The organism is Hyalangium gracile (assembly GCF_020103725.1).
Lineage (GTDB): Bacteria > Myxococcota > Myxococcia > Myxococcales > Myxococcaceae > Hyalangium > Hyalangium gracile.
This window is the reverse complement of the sequence record NZ_JAHXBG010000007.1, coordinates 360675-379904: the sequence shown is the minus strand read 5'-3', so window position 1 is coordinate 379904 and position 19230 is coordinate 360675. Positions and strand designations below refer to the sequence as shown.

Sequence of the window (19230 nt, the reverse complement as noted above, 5' to 3'; positions counted from 1 at the left end):
CACCGGAGCGCCGCAATTGTAACCCCACACGTCGCCCCCCTCATTCCTTTGGGCCCCACCGAGGGGCTTCATACTTCTTCACGCGGGTCCGGGCATGGCCTTCACACCCGCTGCCTACTTTCTGCTCCGCACAACGCGATACCCGGGCGCACGGTCGCCCGGTCCCTCAAGGAGCAGGACCATGTTCGGATTCATCTTTGGAACCGCGTGCCTGGCGGGCCTCATCTTCACGCTGCGCCGGGGCCGCTGGCACCACCGCCACGGGCGGGGCGGGCGCTGGAGCTGGCGCGGGAAGATGCGCTGGCTGTTCGAGCGGCTGGACACCTCGCCGGGCCAGGAGAAGGTCTTCGTCAAGGCGGCGGATGAGCTGACCGAGGCCTTCGAGAAGATGCGCGACGAGGTGAGCGCCAGCCGCGCCGCCATCGCCCGGGCGCTGCGCGCCGAGCACCTGGACTCCGCCGCGCTGAACGAGCTGCACGCGAAGCATGACGCGCTGCTGGCCAACCTGCGCGAGACGATGCGGGCCTCGATGTCCCAGGTGCACGAGGCGCTGGATCCGCGCCAGCGCCGCGAGCTGGCGGACCTCATCGAGCACGGCTGGGGCTACGGCTACCGCGGCTACGGCTGGCACGGCGGCTACCGGCACTGCTGAGCACCTCTGGACACCCCACCCCTTCAAGGAGATACCGCCATGCGCCGTCGCATCCTGATTGCCGTGCTCGCCCTGGGGACCCTCGGAGGCTACACCTCCGGCGTCGCCAGCCTTCGCTACCGCTCGCAGTGCCGCCGGGCCTGGATGGAGGAGCGCGCCGCCCGCACGTGCGCGCCCTGCCCCACCAGCGCCGAGTCTCCCGCGGGCCTGCGCGCCGAGGCTCCCACGCCCTCGGAGCCACGCTAGAGTCCCGAGTCCTCCATGCCTACCCGCGTCCTCCTCATCGACGATGACACCCGGATGTACGAGCTGCTCGCGCAGTACCTGGGGCAGAACGGCATCACGGTGGCCCACGCACCGGACGGAGGCCGCGGGCTGGCCGCACTGGAGGCCCACACCTACGACGCGGTGCTGCTCGACGTGATGATGCCGGGCATGGACGGCCTGGAGGTGTGCAAGCGCATCCGCGCCAAGGGGCAGATTCCCATCCTCATGCTCACCGCCCGCGGAGACGAGACGGACCGGGTGGTGGGCCTGGAGCTGGGCGCGGACGACTACCTGGCCAAGCCCTTCAGCCCGCGCGAGCTGCTGGCGCGCCTGCGAGCCGTGCTCCGGCGAGCGCAGCCCGCCGCCGTGGCGGACCGGCTGGAGTCCAGCGGCATCTCCGTGGACGTGTCCGGGCGCGAGGTGAAGGTGGGGAGCCGGGCGGTGGAGCTCACCGGGCTGGAGTTCGATCTGCTCGTGGCGCTGATGCGGCGCGCGGGCCGGGTGATTCCCCGCGACGCCCTGCTGGGCGAGGCGGGCCGCAGCGACACGGTGGTGGGTGAGCGCACCGTGGACGTGCACATCTCCCACCTCCGGCAGAAGCTGGGGGATGAGGCAGGCAAGCTCATCAAGACGGTGCGCGGCGTGGGCTACGTGTTCGCCAAAGAGGGTGCGTGATGTCCCCCGAGCGCCCTCAAGCCCCCGAGCCGGAGGGCGACGAGGCCCCGGAGAGCTGCGCCCCGGCCTCCCGGCTTCGCGAGCGCTGGATGCAGCACCATGGGCCGCATGGCTGGAAGCATGGCCACTGGCACCACGGAGGCTGGCACCGGGACCGCCTGCGGATGACGCGCATGGGGCGCTACCTCTTCGAGCACCTGCACCGGCGGCTCTTCATCTGGTTCGGGCTGTCCATCCTCGTCACGGGCCTGGTGGTCGCCACGGTGATGAACCTGGTGGGCGGCTCGGCCTGGCGCCAGGAGATGGAGCGGGCTCGGACGTTCGCCGGCAACCGCTTCGCCGAGGTGTGGGAGCATCCCGAGCGGCGGGCGGAGCTCGTGCAAGGCATCTCCCGCGACCTGGACGTCGATCTGGAGCTGCGCGACACGACCGGAGCCCTGCTGCTTCGAGCGGGCGGCGCCTGCGACAGACCGACCATCACCGTGCCGGTGACGCGCCAGGGAGTCCAGCTCGGCTCGGTCCAGGCCTGCTACGCGCGCTCCCGGCGCTGGACGCCCTGGCGCACCGTGCTGCCCTTGATGCTCGCGGGGGCCATCATGTGGATGATGTCCGGAGGCATCGCCCGGCGGCTGACCCGGCCCATGGATGAGCTGGCCCGTGCCGCCAAGGCGCTGGGCGAAGGAAAGCTGGAGACGCGCGTGACGCTCGGCAAGGGTGCCACGGGAGAGGTGAGCATGCTCGCCCAGGCCTTCAACGACATGGCCGCCCGCATCGAGCGCCAGATGGCGGACCAGCGCGAGCTGCTCGCCGCCGTGTCACACGAGCTGCGCACGCCGCTGGCGCACCTGCGCGTGCTCACGGAAATCCTCCGGGACGGCGGCGGCGACCCGAAGACGCTGGACAACGTGGACCGTGAGGTGGTGGAGCTGGACGCGCTGGTGGGCGAGCTGCTCGCCAGCTCCCGGCTGGACTTCGGCCAGGTGACGGCCCGCCCCCTGGAGGCCACGGAGCTGGCGGCCCGCGCTCTCCAGCGGACCGGGCTGTCCACGGAGCTGCTCTCGGTGGAGGCCGCGGGGACGTCCCTGGTGGCCGATGCGACGCTGCTGGGCCGGGCGCTCGCCAACCTCCTGGAGAACGCGCGCAAGCACGGCCAGGGCGTGGAGGCGCTGCGAGTCCTCGAGCGCGACGGCCACCTGGCCTTCTGCGTGGACGACCGGGGCCCGGGCCTGCTCCCAGGCGAGGAGACGCGCATCTTCCAGCCCTTCTATCGGAAGGACCGGGGCGGAGAGGCTCGCGAGGCGGGCTCGCTCGGGCTGGGCCTGGCGCTGGTGCAGCGGATTGCCCGCGCGCACGGCGGCGAGACGTTCGCGGAGAACCGCCCTGGCGGCGGCGCCCGGGTGGGCTTCAGCGTCCGGAGGGAAGGTCCGCCCGCCGCGGCTGCCCTCCCTCCAGGGTGACCGGCCGGACCCGGGCCAGTGCCCGCGCCCGCCCGCGTGGAGCTAGCCCGCTGTGAACTCGAACGAGGCCTCGGCGGTCTCGTCGTCCTTCACGGTGACCTCGGCCGTCTTCGTGCCGAGCGTCTCGTGCCACGCCTCGAGCGTGTACGTGCCCGCCGGCAGGCCGGAGAGGGTGAACGCGCCGTCCTCCCCCGTGGTGGAGAAGTACGGGTGCGGGCTGACGTGGATGAAGGCCTTCATCCACGGGTGCACGTCGCACTTGAGCTGGAGCAGCTCCGTGTCGGCCGGCGTCGTCTTGTTGACCGGCGGCATCGACGGCGGCTGCGCCATGTTGAAGATGGGCTTGGTGCCCGCCATGGCGCGCACGTTGTGCAGCGTCTGGTCGCTGTTCTTCACCTGGATGGGCTGACCGGCCTGGGCGCCCATCACGCGCGGCGTGTAGGTGCACTTCACCTGGTCGATGACCACCGCGGGGCTGGACGCGCTCGCCGCGGGGGCGCCGGCCACGTTGCCCTTCACGCGCACCAGCACGTTCTGCAGCTTGCCGTCCTTCACCATCACCGGCTGATCCTTCAGCGGCATGCCCTCGCAGGCCGGATCAGAGCTCGGCGCCACGTCGGTGGGAGCCGGGGCGGTGCCGGTGAACTTCACCACGCCCTTGATGGTGCTCTTGCCAGCAGGGGCAGGCGGCGTCTGCGCCTGGGCCGGCTCGGGAGTCGCCGGCTTGGAGGGCTCGGGGGTGGCCGCGGGGGTGGAGGGCGCGGCGGGCGCCTCGTCCTTCTTGCAGCCCGGCAGGACCGCCAGTCCGGCGGCCCCGATCATGGCGAGGCTGAACGTGCGCAGCTTCATGGGAGAAAGCTCCTTGGTCAGACAGAGGGGGTCAGGCATCGACGACTGCGTCTGCTCGGCGGCCTGCTAGAGGCTCATGCCGCTGTCGAGCATCAGCGCGACGAAGAGGCCCGTGAGGTAGAGCAGCGAGAAGAAGAACGTCTGGCGTGCCCAGGGCTTTCCCAGCTGCCGGAAGAAACCCCATGCCCCCAGCCCCAGGAAGCTGAGCCCGAGCACCACGGCCACCATCAGGTACCAGGGCCCGGCGATGCGCAGCTGGTACGGCAGCAGCGTCATCGGCACCAGCGCCACCAGGTAGAGGACGATCTGCGCCCGGCTGGACTCGTCCCCGCGCTCCAGCGGCACGGACTTGAGGCCCGCCGCCGCGTACTCCTCCTTGCGGAACAGGGCGATCGCCAGGAAGTGGGGGATCTGCCACAGGAAGAGGATGGAGAAGAGGACGAAGCCGCCGGTGTCCACCTGCCCCGTCACGGCCGTCCACCCCATCAGCGGCGGCAGCGCGCCGGGCACCGCGCCCACCAGCATGGCCGCGGACGTGCGCGACTTCAGCGGCGTGTACACCAGCACGTAGCTCAGGAAGGCCACCAGGCCCAGGCACGCGGTGAGCACGTTGGCGCCCAGCGCCAGCGCGGGCAGCGACACGGCCGCCAGCGACAGGCCGAACCACAGCGCCACGCCCGGCTCCATGCGCCCGGAGGGCAGCGGCCGGTTGCGCGTGCGCGCCATGAAGCGATCGCTCTGCCGCTCGATGTAGCAGTTGAGGGCGTTGGCGGCCGCCACGGTGCCGGCGGTGGCCAGCAGCGTCACCAGCACTCGGGGCACGCTCAGCTCACCGGGGGCCAGCCACACCCCGCCCGCCGTGGTCGCCAGCACCAGGCTGGAGAGCCGCGGCTTGGTGAGGGACACCAGGTCACTCGCGATGTTCGGTACGGACACGGCGCGCGCGCTCACGCAGACTCCAGGGTCAGGCTCGACAGGCTCGCTGCCGGCGCGGTGAAGCCCGGGTAGGACAAACACCCCCTACCCTGGGCGACCCCTCCCATACAGCCATCCTGGCCCGACGGCAAGCCGGGGCTATCAGCCCGGCTTGTCGAAGGCACCGGCGGCGCTACCCGCCCGAGGCCAGACGCTGCAGCTCGGGGGCGTGCTCTCCCTTGGGCTCGAGCTTGAGGTACTCCTGCGCCAGCATGCGGACCTTGTCGTTCTGCTTGCGGTCCTTGCTGAGCATGGTGGCGTAGAAGTAGTAGGCCGGCCCGTAGTTGCCGTCCGACTCGATGGCCTTCTGGAAGTACTCCTCGGCCTTGGTGGCGTCCCCCTTGCCCTGGAAGACGCGGCCCAGCTCCGTGAGCGCCAGCGCCGCCCGGTCCGGCTGGCCGATGAACTCCTGCACGGCCTTCTCGAGCTGCTCGCGAGCCTTCTCCCAGTCGGAGCGCTCGCGGTAGATGGCGCCCATGGCCAGGCGCGCCTCGGGGTTCTTGGCCTTCGGATCCTTCACCGCGCGCTGGTACTGCGTCAGCGCCTCGTCCAGCTTGCCCTGGCGGCGGTAGGCGTTGCCGAGCATCACCACCAGCTTGGGGCTGTCGCCCATCGTCTTGAGGGCGGTGGTGAGCGCCTCGGCGGCCTCCTTCTCGCCGCCGGGCTTGGCCATGAGCGCCTTGGCCAGCTCCACGTAGAACTGGGCCCGGGTGCTGTCCATCTTGATGGCCTCGCGCATGGCGGAGACGGCCTGGTCGGTCTGGCCCTCCAGCATCAGGCGGCGGCCCTTGATGAGGTGCAGCTCGGGGTTCGTCTTGTCGAGCGCGAAGCCGTCCTGCTCGGCCTTGAGCATCAGCGCGCGAGCCTTCTCCTTGTCGGTGGGCACGCCCGTCACCTCGGAGAGCTTCGTCTGGATCTCCGGCTTCTGCTCACCCATCGCCACGGAGACGCGGCTGATCAGCAGCGAGCGCGCCAGCTGCGAGGCGGCCAGCTGCCTGGGCGAGGGCGGAGGATCGGCCTCCAGCAGCTTCTTGAGCATGCGCGCGGCCAGCTCGTACAGCTCCAGCTGAGGCGCATCCTGGTCGAGGATGAGCAGCGACTTGCCGAGCATGGACTCGGGGTGGTCCTTCTCGTAGCGCAGCGCGAAGTCGTACTGCTGGAACGCGGTGACGTCCTGGCCGAGCCGGCGGTACACCGCGCCCAGGCCGGCGTAGATGCGCGGATCGTCCGGCGCCAGGTTGTGCGCCTTGTCCAGGCTGTCGCGGGCGTGCTCCAGGTCGCCCGCGTTCATCTGGATGAGGCCCAGCGTCAGGTACAGCAGCGAGCTGGCCTTGCCCTGCGCGTCGAACTCCTTCACGCGCGTCTCGAGCTTGCTCAGCGCCTCCTTGCCCTTGCCGCCATAGGTCTGGATGAGCGCCTCGGCGGCGTACAGGTGCGAGCTGTCCTCCTTGCCCTTCTGGGCCGCCTCCAGGTGCTCCTGGGCCTTGCGGCGCGCGTCGTCGCCGCCGCCGTGCTCACCCCAGCGGATGGCCCAGGCATACGCCAGGTAGCCATGCGCGGCGGTGCCGTCCGAGAACACCTCGAGGGCCTTGTCGGCCTCCTCGCAGGCCTTCTTGTAGGAGGCGAACGAGTCGTGCTTGAGCTGCTCGGTGGCCGCGTCCAGGTGCTTCTTGTACTCGCGGTTGAGCTTCTTGGTGTGGCTCGAGTACCAGGCGTAGCCGACGGTGGAGAGCACCACCACCACCAGGAGGCCCAGGGTGATGTACTTGCTCGTCGGGTTCTGCTTGGACGAGCGGCGCCGCGAGCTCACCTCGTCATCGTCGTCGTCGACATCCACCTCGTCCACGACGACGGGGCGGCGGGCAACGGGCCGGGCGGGGCTCGTCCCTCCGGACTGGGTGCCCTGGGGAATCGGACGGACCGCGGGGGTGCCGGTGGCCGAGGGGCGCCTGGCCGCGGGGGTCGGGCTGGCGACGGGCGTCGGCGCGGGAGCGGGCGTGGCCGCGGGGCTGGCCGTCACGGGCGCCTGGGGCGCGGAGGCCACCGGCGCGGCGACAGGGGCCACCGGCGCGACGGGCGCCGGAGCGGGCGCCGCGGGCTTGGGAGGCTCCACCTTGTACTGCTGCAGGAGGGTGACGGTCTCCGAGTCGTTCGGATCCGCCTCCCACGCCTTCAGGAGGTTGGCCTTGCCCGGGTCGGGCTCACCCGTCTTCAGCTGCAGCATGCCGACCATGCGCAGCGAGTTCTTGTCGGAGGGCTGGACCTGGAGGGCGCCGAGCGCCTCCTCGAGGGCCTTCTTGTCCTTGCCCTGCTGGAGGTAGACACGGGCCAGCAGGAGGCGAGGGTCGGCCGCATTCGGGTGCGCCTTGACGCCCTTCTTGCAAACGACCATCGCCTCCATGAAGCGGCCCATGCCCAGATAGGCCTCGGCGAGCGGCTTGTATGCGTCGGAGGACGGGTCAGCGGCGAACGCGTGCTCGAGCTTGGCAAGCTCGGCCGGGCTCAACGTCTTCATGGGGGAGGTAGACATTCAGGAAGATGCGCCTGGGAAGGAGGGTTTTTATGACACCCGCCATGCTCTGCGTCAAATGGGAGAAGGCAGTTTCCTTCCTCTCGCTTGACAGCCTCACAGGGGTCCGGTATCTGCCCGTTCCACTTGATCAGCCCCAAACTGATCGGCAGTGAGCAGCAGCCAGGCAGGTACATTGTGGGGGTGTAGCTCAGTTGGGAGAGCGTCGCGTTCGCAATGCGAAGGTCACCGGTTCGATCCCGGTCACCTCCACCAGGAAGTAGCAGAGGGCCTCACTGGAGACAGTGAGGCCCTTTGCATTTTGGGCACAAGCGAATTGCTTTGGCTGCCGGCTTTGTTATCCGGGGCCGATGACCGAACAGCCATCGCTTTCGTTCTTCGCCCGCCTCTGGCTGGCGTTCCTCTGCTTCTGGCGCGTCCTGTTCTCCGGGGCCTTCGCCCAGGCGGTCCACCCGCTGAGCCAGGCCTATGACGCGGGCACGCTGGGGGCGGGCACGCCTACCCCATCGCTGCCCAAGCCCGAGCCCAAGCCAGCGCCGCCCCCGGCCCTGCCCCCCGAGCGCGAGCACGCCTCGGCGCTGGTGCTGCTGTCCATGCTCCAGAGGGAAGGACGGCTCATCGACTTCCTCCAGGAGAACGTGGCCGGGTTCCCGGACGCGGACGTGGGCGCCGCCGCGCGCATCGTCCACGAGGGCTGCCGCAAGGTGGTCCAGCAGTACCTGGCGCTCAAGCCCATCCTTCAGGAGTCCGAGGGGGCGAGCGTTCCGGTGCCCGCCGGCTTCGATGCGCAGCGCATCCGTCTGACTGGCAACGTGGCGGGCCAGCCTCCGTACACCGGCTCGCTCAAGCACCACGGGTGGGTGACGACGGAGGTGAAGTTCCCAACGGTCAGCCCGGCGATGGACCCCCGGGTGCTGGCCCCCGCTGAAGTCGAGCTCGCCTGAGCCTCGGCAAGGAGCTGACGCCGTCCATGGCCCGCTACGCGATCGGCATCGATCTGGGCACCACGCACTGCGCGGTGTCGTACTTCAACCTCGAGGAGGGCAAGCCCCGAGGCTCCACGCAGTCCATGCTGCCCATGCCACAGCTGACGGCTCCGGGCACGGTGGAGGCGCGCACGCTGCTGCCCTCCTTCCTCTATCTGGCCGGGGAGCAGGAGTTCCCCGCCGGCAGCATGGGGCTGCCGTGGAAGCCGGAGGCCACCACGGTGGTGGGCGAGTTCGCCCGGGCCCATGGGGCCAAGGTGCCCACACGGCTGGTGTCCTCGGCGAAGAGCTGGCTGAGCCACCCGGGGGTGGACCGGCGCTCGGCGATGCTGCCGTGGCAGGCGCCGCCGGAGGTGCAGCGGGTGTCACCGCTGGAGGCCTCGGCGCGCTACCTGCGCCACATGCGCGAGGCGTGGGACTACACGTTTGCCCGCACGCGCGAGGAGGCCGGCAACGCGCTGGCCCAGCAGGACGTCATCATCACCGTCCCCGCCTCGTTCGACGCGGCGGCGCGCGAGCTGACGCTGGAGGCCGCCCAGGCCGCCGGCATCCCGAACATCACCCTGCTGGAGGAGCCGCAGGCCGCGCTCTACGCGTGGCTGGAGGCCCAGGGCGAGGCTTTCCGCAAGCGGGTGAAGCCCGGCGAGGTGATTCTGGTGGTGGACGTAGGCGGCGGCACCTCGGACTTCTCCGTCATCACCGTGCGCGAGCGCGAGGGTGAGGTGGAGCTGGTCCGCGTGGCCGTGGGCGACCACATCCTGCTGGGCGGCGACAACATGGACCTGGCGCTGGCGCACACGCTGAACCAGCGGATGGCGGCCGAGGGCCGGAAGCTGGATGCGTGGCAGTTCAACGCCCTCACCTATGGCTGCCGGCAGGCGAAGGAGACTCTGTACGCGGATCCGAAGCTGGAGCGCGTGCCTATCGCCATTCCGGGTCGGGGCTCGTCCTTGATTGGGGGCACGCTGCGCACGGAGCTGCCTCGGGCGGACCTGGACCAGCTGCTCACCGATGGCTTCTTCCCCACATCGCCGGTGACGGAGCTACCGCGTACGGCTCGCCGCACGGGTCTGGCGCAGATGGCGCTGCCGTACGCGCAGGATCCCGGGGTGACGCGGCACCTGGCGGCCTTCCTCACGCGGCAGGCCCAGGCGCTGGCGTCCTCTCCGGACGCGCCGGTGGATGTGGGCGGCAAGTCCTTCCTCCACCCCACCGCCGTCCTCTTCAACGGAGGCGTCTTCAAGGCCGGCCCGCTCAAGGCCCGCGTCATGGAGGTGCTCAACAGCTGGCTGACGGCGGATGGTGGGGCTCCGGCCAAGGAGCTGGAGGGGGCGGACCTGGACCTCTCGGTGGCTCGCGGCGCGGCGTACTACGGCTGGGTGCGCCAGGGGCACGGCCTGCGCATCCGCGGCGGCACGGCCCGCGCGTACTACGTGGGCGTGGAGACGGCGATGCCCGCGGTGCCGGGCATGGAGCCTCCGGTGAAGGCGCTGTGCGTGGCGCCCTTCGGCATGGAGGAAGGCACCCAGGCTGACGTCCCGCCGCAGGAGTTCGGCCTCGTGACAGGCGAGCCCACGCAGTTCCGCTTCTTCGCCTCGTCCGTCCGCCGCGACGACAAGGTGGGCGGAATGATCGATGACGTGGCCGGCCGGGAGGATCTGGAGGAGCTGGCGCCCATCGAGACGACGCTGCCGGGCCAGCCCCAGCCGTTTGGAGACCTGACGCCTGTGAACCTGCAGGCGGCGGTCACCGAGGTGGGCACCCTGGAGCTGCGGTGCCTGGAGAAGAACGGCGCGGGCCGCTGGAAGCTGGAGCTCAACGTGCGCATGAAGGAGTAAGAAGCACCGCGGCACGGGAGGCCTATGCGCATCATCGGAATCGATCTGGGCACCACCCACTGCGCGGTCGCGTCGATTGACCCCGCTCGCGGGCCGAGCGCCCCCATCGAGGACTTTCCCCTTCCCCAGCTCGTGCGGCAGGGCGAGGTGGCTCCACGCTCGCTGCTGCCCTCGTGCATCTATGTCCCCGCAGGCCATGAGCTGGCGGGCGAGTCGCTCAAGCTCCCCTGGGGCGAGGCCGGCCCCAACGTCGTCGGCGAGTTCGCCCGGTGGCAGGGAGCGCGCGTGCCCGGCCGGCTCGTCGCCTCCGCGAAGAGCTGGCTGTGCCACCCGGGCGTGGATCGCTCCGCCCCCATCCTGCCGTGGGGCGCTCCCGCGGACGTGGCCAAGCTCTCGCCGGTGGAGGCCAGCGCCCTGCTGCTCTCGCACATGGCTCGGGCGTGGGACTTCGCCCACCCGGAGGCCCCGCTCGCCCAGCAGGAAGTGGTCATCACCGTCCCCGCCTCCTTCGACGAGGCGGCGCGCGCTCTCACCGTCAGCGCGGCGCGCAAGGCGGGCCTGGAGAAGTTCACTCTCGTCGAGGAGCCGCAGGCGGCCTTCTACGACTACACCGCGCGCCACCGCACGGACCTGGCCAAGGTGCTGGCCAACGTGCGTCTGGTGCTCGTGGTGGACGTGGGCGGCGGCACCACGGACTTCACCCTCGTCCACGCGGGCGTCTCGCCGGAAGGCCCCATGCTCCGGCGGCTCGCGGTGGGCGAGCACCTCATGCTCGGCGGCGACAACATGGACGCCGCCCTCGCCCGCAAGGTGGAGGAGAAGCTCTTCTCCGATGGCCGGCGCCTGTCCGCTACCCAGTGGACCCAGGCCATCCAGGCCGCGCGAACCGCGAAGGAGGCTCTGCTCGGCCCCAACCCGCCGGAGCGCTACGGCATCTCCCTGGTGGCCGAGGGCAGCCGGCTGCTGGGTGGGGCGCTCTCCACGGAGCTGACACGGGCGGAGGCGGAGGGGCTCGTGCTGGACGGCTTCTTCCCCACCTCGGGCCCGACGGACAGGCCCCGGCGCGCGGCGCGCATGGCCCTGCAGGAGCTGGGACTGCCGTACGCCCAGGACGCGGCGGTCACCCGCCACCTGGCCGCCTTCCTCGGACAGCACGCGGCGGGCGGCTTCGCGGCCCTGGGCGAGGCACCTCCCTCCGAGGGCGCCCTGCCCCGCCCCGACGCCATCCTCCTCAATGGTGGCGTCTTCAACTCGCCCCGCATCTCCGAGCGGCTGGTGGACGCCATCTCCGCGTGGTGGCCGGGCGCGCCCCGAATTCCCCTGCTCCGCCATGACTCGCTGGAGAAGGCGGTGGCTCGCGGGGCGGCGTACTACGGCCTCGTCCGGCGCGGCCACGGCCTGCGCATCGGCGGCGGCGCGGCTCGCGCCTACTACGTGGGCCTGGAGCGCCCCGCGGACAGCGGAGACCAGCCCGTCCTCTGCCTCATCCCTCGCGGCTTCGAGGAGGGACAGGCGGTGGACCTCGGAGAGCGCCCCTTCACCCTCACGCTCGGGCGCCCGGTGCAGTTCACCCTGTACTCGACGACGAGCGACCGCATCGACAAGCCGGGCGACATCATCCCCCTGGCCGAGGACCTCAAGCCCCTGCCGCCCATCCACACGCTCCTCAAGGGGGCCTCGGGGAAGACGGCGGAGGTGCCCGTGCACCTGCGGGCCGCGCTCACGGAGATCGGCACCCTGGAGCTGTTCTGCGTCTCCAACGTCGCCGACGAGCGCTGGCGCCTCGAGTTCGAGCTCCGGGGCTCCGGCTCGGGCCAGGACATCACCGTCACCGAGTCCATGCCCGCGCGCTTCGCCGAGGCGAAGGAGAACGTCGAGCGCGTCTACGGCAACAAGCCGCTGCCCATCGGCCCCAAGGACGTGAAGCAGCTGTCCAAGACGCTGGAGAAGGTGCTCGGCCCGCGCGAGACATGGCGCGTGCCCGTGCTGCGCGAGCTGTGGAGCTCCCTGTTCGCCGGGGCCAGCAAGCGCCGCCGCTCGGCGGACCACGAGCGCGTCTTCTACAGCCTGGCCGGCTACACCCTGCGCCCCGGCTTCGGCTATCCGCTGGATCACTGGCGCGCGGAGCAGACGTTCGGCCTGTTCGAACAGCTCGTGCAGTTCCACACGGACAAGGCCGTGTGGATCGAGTTCTGGGTCATGTGGCGCCGCATCTCCGGCGGTCTCACCGAGGCGCAGCAGTCCAAGCTCTGGGCCTACCTGGAGCCTCACCTGGCCCGCCGGGTGCCTCCGGACGCGCCGCCCGCCGGCAAGCTCAAGGGCATCCAGCCCGAGGGCCTGGATGAGATGGTGCGCGCGGCTGCTTCGCTGGAGCACCTGCCCGCCGCCGAGAAGGCGAAGCTGGGCGGCTGGGTAGCCTCCCGCCTCCGCGCCGAGGCGAAGTCCGGCGGCCCCTGGGCGTGGTCGCTCGGGCGACTGGGCGCGCGAGTGCCCCTCTATGGGAGCAGCCACAAGGTGGTGGACGTGGACACCGCCGAGGCGTGGCTCACGCTGCTGCTGGAGATGGATCTGCGCCGCATCGACGGAGCCCCCTTCGCGGCGGCGCAGCTCGCGCGGCTCACCGGCGACCGCACGCGCGACATCGATCCGGCCCTCAGGGCCCGCACGGCCCAGGCGCTCGTCGCGGCGAAGGCCGCGGAGACCTGGGTGCGCATGGTGAACGAGGTGCTCGCGCTGGAGGCGGCCGACGAGGCGCGCGCTCTCGGCGACACGCTGCCCGCGGGCCTCCGGCTGTCGATGTGAACACCCCGGCGGAGCGCCTCCGCTGGGGCTTCCCCCTCGGGCGGATCCCTCCCGGCAGGTGAGAGCCAACTCTCACCTCAGAGGAAATCCTGGCTCGTGGGCGCTCAGCCCTGAGCGGGAGCGGGAGCGGACGCGGCCTTGGGCTCTTCCTCGGCCCCCGCCTCGTCGCCCGGATCATCCGCGAGGGCGACCGCGGCGATCGCGGACTCCGGCAGCTCGGCCTCGGCGGCCATGACCTGCAGCGCGGCCGTGGACTCCTCGGCGGCGGAGGCCGGCGCCTCGATGGCCTCGGAGGCCACCTCGACCGAGGCCTCGGCGGCCTTGCCCTTGGGCTTCTTCGTCCCGGCGCCCGAGCGGCACGTCCGGCACCAGGGCTGGTTCCGGATGGCTCCATCCGCCATCTTGCGCAGACCGAACTGCGCCAGCGGCTTGAGCGTGCGGCACTTCAGGCACATCAGCGAGATGAGCACCTCGTGCCCATCCGCGTCATAGACCGCCGACTTGCGCTTCTTGCGCGGCTGACCCTGCTCGCGCGGCTTGGCCTTCTCAGGCGCCGGAGGCGCCATCATCGGGGTCACCTTGTAAAGCATGTCCATCCCTCCCGAACTACCGCCACGTGCCCTGGTCTCCCAGGCTCAGACAGAACCCTCCGACCGAGCACGGCATGCCCTAGAGTAAGGAGGAAATCGGGTTTTGAAAACTGCTCCCAGGCCGAAAAATCGGCCCCGGGCTCGATTCCACTGAAATCTCGCCGACTTGCGGGTGTAACCCCTCCCCCCACGCCTCCGCAGGCCCTACCTCACAGGGAGTACGGCCCTCTGTGGGCCGGAGCCGGAGGGCACTCGGCGGTGCCGCCCAGGTAGGTGATACGTCCCAGGGAGGGAGCGGTGAGCGGCGTCTTGCGGCTCTGCCAGTACGCGATCAGCTCATCCCGGAGGCTCCCCGGGCGGGTCAGCCCGAGATCCACCCGTCCGGGGGGGAGTTTGTCGAGGCCCGGCGCCAGCCCATCCCCGCCGCGAGCCAGGAAGTCGGGCATGGCGACCCGGTAGAGCTTCGCGGGCTCCAGGGCCCGACCGTTGGCGAGCGTGGCGCTCTGGAAGCGCTCCGGCCCAGGGCAGCGGGCGAGGGACACCTTGAGCCCAGAGACCTGGAAGACGCCCCCCTTCTTCATGCCATAGGCGATCTGGAGCAGCCGCTTCAGCTCATCCCCCGACATCGTCACGAGGGCCACGGTGTTGTCGAAGGGGAGCACCTCGTAGATATCGCCAAAGGTGAGAGGGCCCGCGTCGATGTCCGCGCGCAGGCCTCCCGGGTTCATCAGGGCCACGTCCGCGCGAGCCGCCTCCCGCAGCGAGTCCGAGAGGAAGTTCCCGAGCACGCTCTCGCCCTGGTAGTCGCGCTTGAGCACCACGGGGATGGTGACGCCGAGCTCGCGGTGCTGCTCCTCCTCCACGCGCTTGAGCGCCGGGGCGATGAGCGTCTGGATGTCGGTGTCCGGAACCACGGGGCCGCCGAGGAAGGTCGCGGGCACGAGCCGCACCTCCGGCTGGTCCTTCAGCTTGCGCGCATCGCACGTGCCGCTCGTCGCGTCCACCTGGGCGCAGAGGGCAATACCGGCGTGGATGCGAGTGCGAGTCGGCAGCACCTGGCGGCTCGTCGGGTCCACGAAGAGCTCGATGTAGCCGAACGAGCGCCCCAGCCCGTACGTCTCGATGACGGGCACCTCGTGGAGGAAGTGCCCCATGACCTGGTGGGTGTGCCCGGCGATCACCGCATCCAGGGTGCCCGGGGGCAGCTCGCCGAGGGCATCGTAGATCTCCCCATTCTTCAGCTCACAGCTGGAGAGATCCCTCGGATCCTCCAGCTTCGGGCACTTGCCGCCCGCGTGCATGACGCCGATGACCACCTCCGCGCCCTGCTCGCGCAGCCGCTTCGAGGCCTCCACGGTGGCGGGAGCCAGGGGCTCGAAGCGCAGGGAGACGACGTTGGTGGGGTTGGTGGTCGTCGGGGTGGAGGGCGTGGACAGCCCCACGATGCCCACCTTCACGCCCCGGAGGGTGACGAGCAGCGTGCCGTCATTGCCGAGCCACGCGGGGCGCTGGCCGCCGTCCGCCTCGCGGATGTTGGCGGACAGGATGGGGAAGCGGGCCTGCTGGATGCGGGCCTTGAGCGCGCCCAGCGGATCATCTCCAGGCTTCACGGGCACGGGGGCCGGGCCCACGGGGCCGTAGTCGAACTCGTGGTTGCCGAGGGCCGCGGCCGTCACGCCGAGGCGGTTGTACACGTCGACGACGACGGCGCCCTCGGTGAGGTTGGACGCGAGCGTTCCCTGGAAGAGGTCTCCTCCATCGAGCAGCAGCACGCCATCCGGGTTGTCCGCGCGCAGCCGGGCGACATAGCTGGCGAGGGTGGCCACGCCGCCCTCCTCGAGCTCCACGCCGCTCTTGTGCGCGGTGCGCAGGGGAGCGATCCAGCCGTGCAGATCATTGGTGCCCACGATGGTGAGCCGGATGGGCTCGGCGGGAGCAGCCGCCACGGGCTGCGAGCGAGCGGCCGTCGAGGGTTCCGCGGGCTGAGGGGCGCTGCGGCACGCGGCGGCCACGAGGGCCACCAGGACGAGGGAGAGGCGGAGTCGAGACATGAGGGCGGGCACTTCAGCGCGGAGCCCGCCCGCTGGCAACCGGCATCAGCTCCGCCGCCGACGGCTGCGCAGCGCGGAGGCCAGCACCAGGAAGAGGAGGGTGCCCGGCACCGAGGCCGTGGCGCAGCCACACCCGCTGTCGTCGGGGGGGTACGTCTGCCCGCCGCCGGGCCCATTGCCTCCGGTCACTCCCCCACCGCCATCCGTGCCGCCATCCGTGACACCGCCGCCATCCGTGCCTCCGTCGGAGACTCCACCGTCGGTGGTGCCTCCATCCGCGGGGAGCTGGAGCGGCGGCGAGAAGGCCCTGGACAGGGCAGTCCAGGAGATGAACTTGTCGTTCTGCATGGGGGCGTTGACCGCGTCGTGGACGGCCACGAACCCGGCGGGGAAGGCCGGCCCGAGCGGACGGGACGTGCTCTCCACGGTGGTCGGGCCATTCACGGCGTCGATGCCTCCATCCTGGACGACGACGAAGGTGCCCACCGAGTCGTGAGGATCCTGACGATTGAAGACGACGACCTGATCCCCCCCGGCGCTCGCGGCGAGCAGGTAGCCCTGTCTGCCGGGGAGCGAGTAGAGCGAGAGCCCGCCCAGCGGCGCCGTGAGCGGCTCAAAGGCCGGGGCGACGCTGATGCGCGAGGTGCCCGCATCCGGCTCGGCGTTGTAGCGCCAGATGCCGGTGTTCTGCTGGGCAACGAAGAGGAAGCCCTGCTCATCATCCGCCACCGCGCCCGCGACGGCTCCGCCCACCGCGAAGTTGCGCACCGGGAAGCCCTCCACGCCGCCATCCATGTTGGCGCGCAGCTCGAACTGCTGCATGGTGCCCGCGGCATTGGCCGTGAAGGCATAGAGGGTGCCGGACGTGGGGCTGCGGTAGAGCGCCACGGTGCTCGGGGCGAAGCCGGCCATGCTCACCGTCCCCGTGTCCACCCGGCGGAGCTGCAGCGTGACCGGATCCACGATGTACGCGAGGAGCGCCTGGAACGTCCCATTGGCCGCCACCACGAGAGGCACGTTCCCCCCGGGCAGGGCGAAGCCTTCCTTGACGTCCACGCCGGACGCCACGCCGTCCGACAGGAGCGCCTGCCACTCGCTGCCGTCCAGCCGGAAGGTGATGAGGCCGACGGCGGAGTCCGCCACGAGGAAGAGCCCCGTCCCCCCGTCGCTGGTGCTGGGCCAGATGGCGACATCCTGGGGGGCGTTGCCCGCTCGAACCACCGGCTGGGTCTCGGCCAGAGGCTGGACGCTGGCCGGCTGGGCCCAGACGGGGAGCCCGGCCAGGACGAGGAGCATGACGACGGGGGTAGCAATCCGCATGACGGCCTCCGGGGTCGTACCTACCTAGCCATGCGAGCTGGGGGGCGCAAGAAGTCTTGGGGCCCGAGGGTTGGCGCAAGGCAGAGCCTCGGGTACAACCGCGCGGCTTTCGTCCAGGGAACACTCGGAATGCACACCCCTCGCTCGATCATCTTGGACACCATGGGACAGGAAACCCTCCACCTCGCCACGGGTGGGAACTAGATGCGGATCCTCGTCACGGGGGCGGATGGGTTCGCGGGGCGCCACCTGTGCGCGCTGCTGCGCGCGGCGGGCGACGAGGTGGTGGAGGCGCACGGGCCTCGAGCCGAGGGCGCCAACAGCAACGCGCTGAACTTCGACATCGCGGACGAGGCGGCGGTGCGCACGGCGGTGGAGAAGGCCCAGCCGCAGGGGATCATCCACCTGGCGGGCTTCTCCTCGGTGGCGCGCAGCCACGGCAACCCGGCGCGCGTCTTCGCCGTCAACGCACTGGGGACGGTGAACCTGCTGACGGCGGTGCGCGAGAGCACCCCCGAGACCCGGGTGCTGCTGATCAGCGCGGGAGAGGTGTACGGCCCGGTGCCCGAGGGCAGCCGCGCCACCGAGGATGCGGCGCTCCTGCCGCGCAACCCCTACGCCACGTCGAAGATGGCGGCGGAGCTCGCGGGGCTCCAGTTCCACCGGAACTACGGGCTGGCGGTGGTGGTGGCGCGGGCCTTCAGCCACCTGGGAGCGGGACAGGATGCCACCTTCGTGGTGCCCTCCTTCGCCGCGCAGCTGCGAGCCATCGGCAAGTGGAAGGTGGAGCCGGTGCTGCGCACGGGCAACCTGGAGGCGATCCGGGACTTCTCCCATGTCCGGGACGTGGTAGCGGCCTACCGGCTGCTGCTGACGGCGGGGGTGGCGGGGCAGACGTACAACGTCTGCAGCGGCACGGGCCGGACGATCCGCTCCGTGCTGGAGGAGATGCTGGCGCTCTCGGGAGTGCCGGCGCGCATCGAGCAGGATCCGGCGCGGCTGCGGCCCGCGGACATCCCGAGCCTCGTCGGCTCACCGGACAAGCTGCGTGCCCTGGGCTGGGAGCCGAAGCACACCCTGACGCAAGCGCTGCGCGAGGTGCTCGAGCTGGGCACGGCCTGAGGGGCGCGCCTCACGCCTTCCCGAGGGCGGTCTCGTAGACCGCCAGCGTCTGCTCCGCGGCGCGCTTCCAGGTGAAGGCCGCGGCCTGGCGCCGGCCCTTCTCCGCCCAGCTCCGCCGCTCCTCCGGTGAGCGCAGCAGCCGGTCCACCACCTCCGCCAGTCCCTCGGCATCGTCCGGATCCACCGCGGGGGCCGCGGCTCCGCACACCTCCGGCAGGGAGCCCGCGTTGGAGACGATGGTGGCGGTTCCCAGCCGCATGGCCTCCAGGGGCGGCAGGCCGAAGCCCTCCCCTCGGGACGGGAAGACGAAGAGGGCCGCGCGCCGCATCAGCTCGTAGAAGACGGGCGCGGACTGGTAGCCCAGCGGGCGGATGTCGAAGCCCTCGGCGCGCATGCGTCCCACACGCATCTCCACCGCGCCGGATCCGAACCAGCTCTGTCCCGCCAGCACGAGCGATGCCGAGCGGCCTCGGGCGCGCAGGCGCTCCAGCGCATCCAGCACGAGCCCCACGTTCTTGCGGACATCCAGCGAGCCCGCGTACAGCACGAAGTCCCTGGGCAGCGCCAGGGCTCGCACGAAGGCCTCGCCCGTGAGGTCAAGGTGCTCGGCATCCACGTGGTCCACCCCGTTGTGCACCACCTCGGTGCGCCCGGCGGCCTCGGGGAAGCGGGCCAGCAACTCGTCCCGCGTGTGCGCGCTCACGCAGATCACCCGATCCGCGAGCATCAGGCTGCGCGCCAGCCACAGGCGGAACTGCCACCGGAACGCCGTGGACACGGTCTTCCGCATGGTCAGCGGGATGAGATCATGCACGGTGAGGACGTACGCCTTGCCGGGCGTGCGAGTGAGCGGCAGGTTGAAGTTCCCCAGCGCGTGGAAGAGCCGCGCCCGAGAGCCCCTCAAGTCCCCGGGCAGGCGGGCCAGCGCGTAGCCCGTGCGACCCATCCGCCCTCGTGGGTGCTCTCCCGAGACGCGTGCGCCGAAGCGCTCCAGCGAGACACCCTCCCCTTCCAGGGCCGAGGCCAGACAGCGGGTGTACAGGCCGATACCCGTCGTTGGCTCGTCCCAGAGGGTCGCGTCGAAAGCGATGGGGCCAATGGACACGGGGCGCCTCA

15 protein-coding genes and 1 tRNA gene are annotated in these 19230 nt (G+C 71.1%); 9 read left to right on the top strand and 7 right to left on the bottom strand.

The window, feature by feature from the left end; all coding sequences use genetic code 11:
• The first annotated feature begins 181 nt into the window (after nucleotides 1-181).
• Genes KY572_RS16875 through KY572_RS16860 form a run of 4 tightly spaced genes read left to right on the top strand, consistent with a single transcriptional unit; the run spans nucleotide 182 to nucleotide 3051 of the window.
• Entirely contained in the window at nucleotides 182-652 is a 471-nt protein-coding gene (locus KY572_RS16875; RefSeq protein ID WP_224243694.1) for a periplasmic heavy metal sensor, read from the top strand.
• 39 nt (nucleotides 653-691) lie between these two features.
• Nucleotides 692-898 carry a hypothetical protein gene (locus tag KY572_RS16870; RefSeq protein ID WP_224243692.1) on the top strand — a complete coding sequence of 69 codons (207 nt, stop codon included), beginning with the start codon at nucleotides 692-694 and terminating at the stop codon, nucleotides 896-898.
• A gap of 15 nt (nucleotides 899-913) precedes the next feature.
• Complete coding sequence (locus tag KY572_RS16865; RefSeq protein WP_224243690.1) at nucleotides 914-1594, top strand: response regulator transcription factor; 681 nt, start codon at nucleotides 914-916, stop codon at nucleotides 1592-1594.
• Nucleotides 1594-3051, top strand: a complete 1458-nt coding sequence (locus KY572_RS16860) for a sensor histidine kinase (protein WP_317987857.1) — start codon at nucleotides 1594-1596, stop codon at nucleotides 3049-3051. The genes KY572_RS16865 and KY572_RS16860 overlap by 1 nt, the downstream gene beginning before the upstream one ends.
• Nucleotides 3052-3093: 42 nt before the next feature.
• Here KY572_RS16860 and KY572_RS16855 read toward each other — a convergent pair whose 3' ends face one another.
• From KY572_RS16855 to KY572_RS16845, 3 genes are all read right to left on the bottom strand, one after another.
• The gene (locus tag KY572_RS16855; protein WP_224243689.1) at nucleotides 3094-3900 is read right to left on the bottom strand and encodes a carboxypeptidase regulatory-like domain-containing protein; all 807 of its coding nucleotides are present in this window, start codon (nucleotides 3898-3900) and stop codon (nucleotides 3094-3096) included.
• A 66-nt stretch (nucleotides 3901-3966) separates the two neighbouring features.
• Nucleotides 3967-4851, bottom strand: a complete 885-nt coding sequence (gene cyoE / locus KY572_RS16850; protein WP_224243688.1) for a heme o synthase — start codon at nucleotides 4849-4851, stop codon at nucleotides 3967-3969.
• 157 nt (nucleotides 4852-5008) lie between these two features.
• Nucleotides 5009-7405 (bottom strand): tetratricopeptide repeat protein, encoded by a 2397-nt coding sequence (locus tag KY572_RS16845; RefSeq protein WP_224243687.1) that lies wholly within the window; start codon nucleotides 7403-7405, stop codon nucleotides 5009-5011.
• 179 nt (nucleotides 7406-7584) lie between these two features.
• On the opposite strand from KY572_RS16845, the gene KY572_RS16840 reads away from it, so the two are divergent.
• The 4 genes from KY572_RS16840 to KY572_RS16825 all read left to right on the top strand — a co-directional run bounded on the left by KY572_RS16840 (nucleotide 7585) and on the right by KY572_RS16825 (nucleotide 13031).
• A tRNA-Ala gene (locus KY572_RS16840) sits at nucleotides 7585-7660 on the top strand.
• Between the two features lie 95 nt (nucleotides 7661-7755).
• Nucleotides 7756-8349 (top strand): DUF2760 domain-containing protein, encoded by a 594-nt coding sequence (locus KY572_RS16835; protein ID WP_224243685.1) that lies wholly within the window; start codon nucleotides 7756-7758, stop codon nucleotides 8347-8349.
• 26 nt (nucleotides 8350-8375) lie between these two features.
• On the top strand, nucleotides 8376-10229 hold the full coding sequence (locus KY572_RS16830) for an Hsp70 family protein (RefSeq protein ID WP_224243683.1): 1854 nt from the start codon (nucleotides 8376-8378) through the stop codon (nucleotides 10227-10229).
• A 24-nt stretch (nucleotides 10230-10253) separates the two neighbouring features.
• Nucleotides 10254-13031 (top strand): Hsp70 family protein, encoded by a 2778-nt coding sequence (locus KY572_RS16825; RefSeq protein WP_224243682.1) that lies wholly within the window; start codon nucleotides 10254-10256, stop codon nucleotides 13029-13031.
• 104 nt (nucleotides 13032-13135) lie between these two features.
• Here the strand turns inward: KY572_RS16825 and KY572_RS16820 are convergent, their stop codons facing one another.
• The 3 genes from KY572_RS16820 to KY572_RS16810 all read right to left on the bottom strand — a co-directional run bounded on the left by KY572_RS16820 (nucleotide 13136) and on the right by KY572_RS16810 (nucleotide 16992).
• The gene (locus tag KY572_RS16820; RefSeq protein WP_224243678.1) at nucleotides 13136-13621 is read right to left on the bottom strand and encodes a hypothetical protein; all 486 of its coding nucleotides are present in this window, start codon (nucleotides 13619-13621) and stop codon (nucleotides 13136-13138) included.
• A 209-nt stretch (nucleotides 13622-13830) separates the two neighbouring features.
• Entirely contained in the window at nucleotides 13831-15672 is a 1842-nt protein-coding gene (locus KY572_RS16815) for a bifunctional metallophosphatase/5'-nucleotidase (protein ID WP_224243677.1), read from the bottom strand.
• Between the two features lie 45 nt (nucleotides 15673-15717).
• Nucleotides 15718-16992 (bottom strand): myxosortase-dependent phytase-like phosphatase, encoded by a 1275-nt coding sequence (locus KY572_RS16810; protein ID WP_224243674.1) that lies wholly within the window; start codon nucleotides 16990-16992, stop codon nucleotides 15718-15720.
• 204 nt (nucleotides 16993-17196) lie between these two features.
• Between KY572_RS16810 and KY572_RS16805 the strand changes: the two genes are divergently transcribed.
• Nucleotides 17197-18114, top strand: coding sequence for a GDP-mannose 4,6-dehydratase (locus tag KY572_RS16805; RefSeq protein WP_224243667.1), 918 nt, complete (start codon nucleotides 17197-17199; stop codon nucleotides 18112-18114).
• Nucleotides 18115-18124: 10 nt separating this feature from the next.
• Here the strand turns inward: KY572_RS16805 and KY572_RS16800 are convergent, their stop codons facing one another.
• Nucleotides 18125-19219, bottom strand: a complete 1095-nt coding sequence (locus tag KY572_RS16800) for a glycosyltransferase family 4 protein (RefSeq protein WP_224243665.1) — start codon at nucleotides 19217-19219, stop codon at nucleotides 18125-18127.
• Nucleotides 19220-19230: the final 11 nt, after the last annotated feature.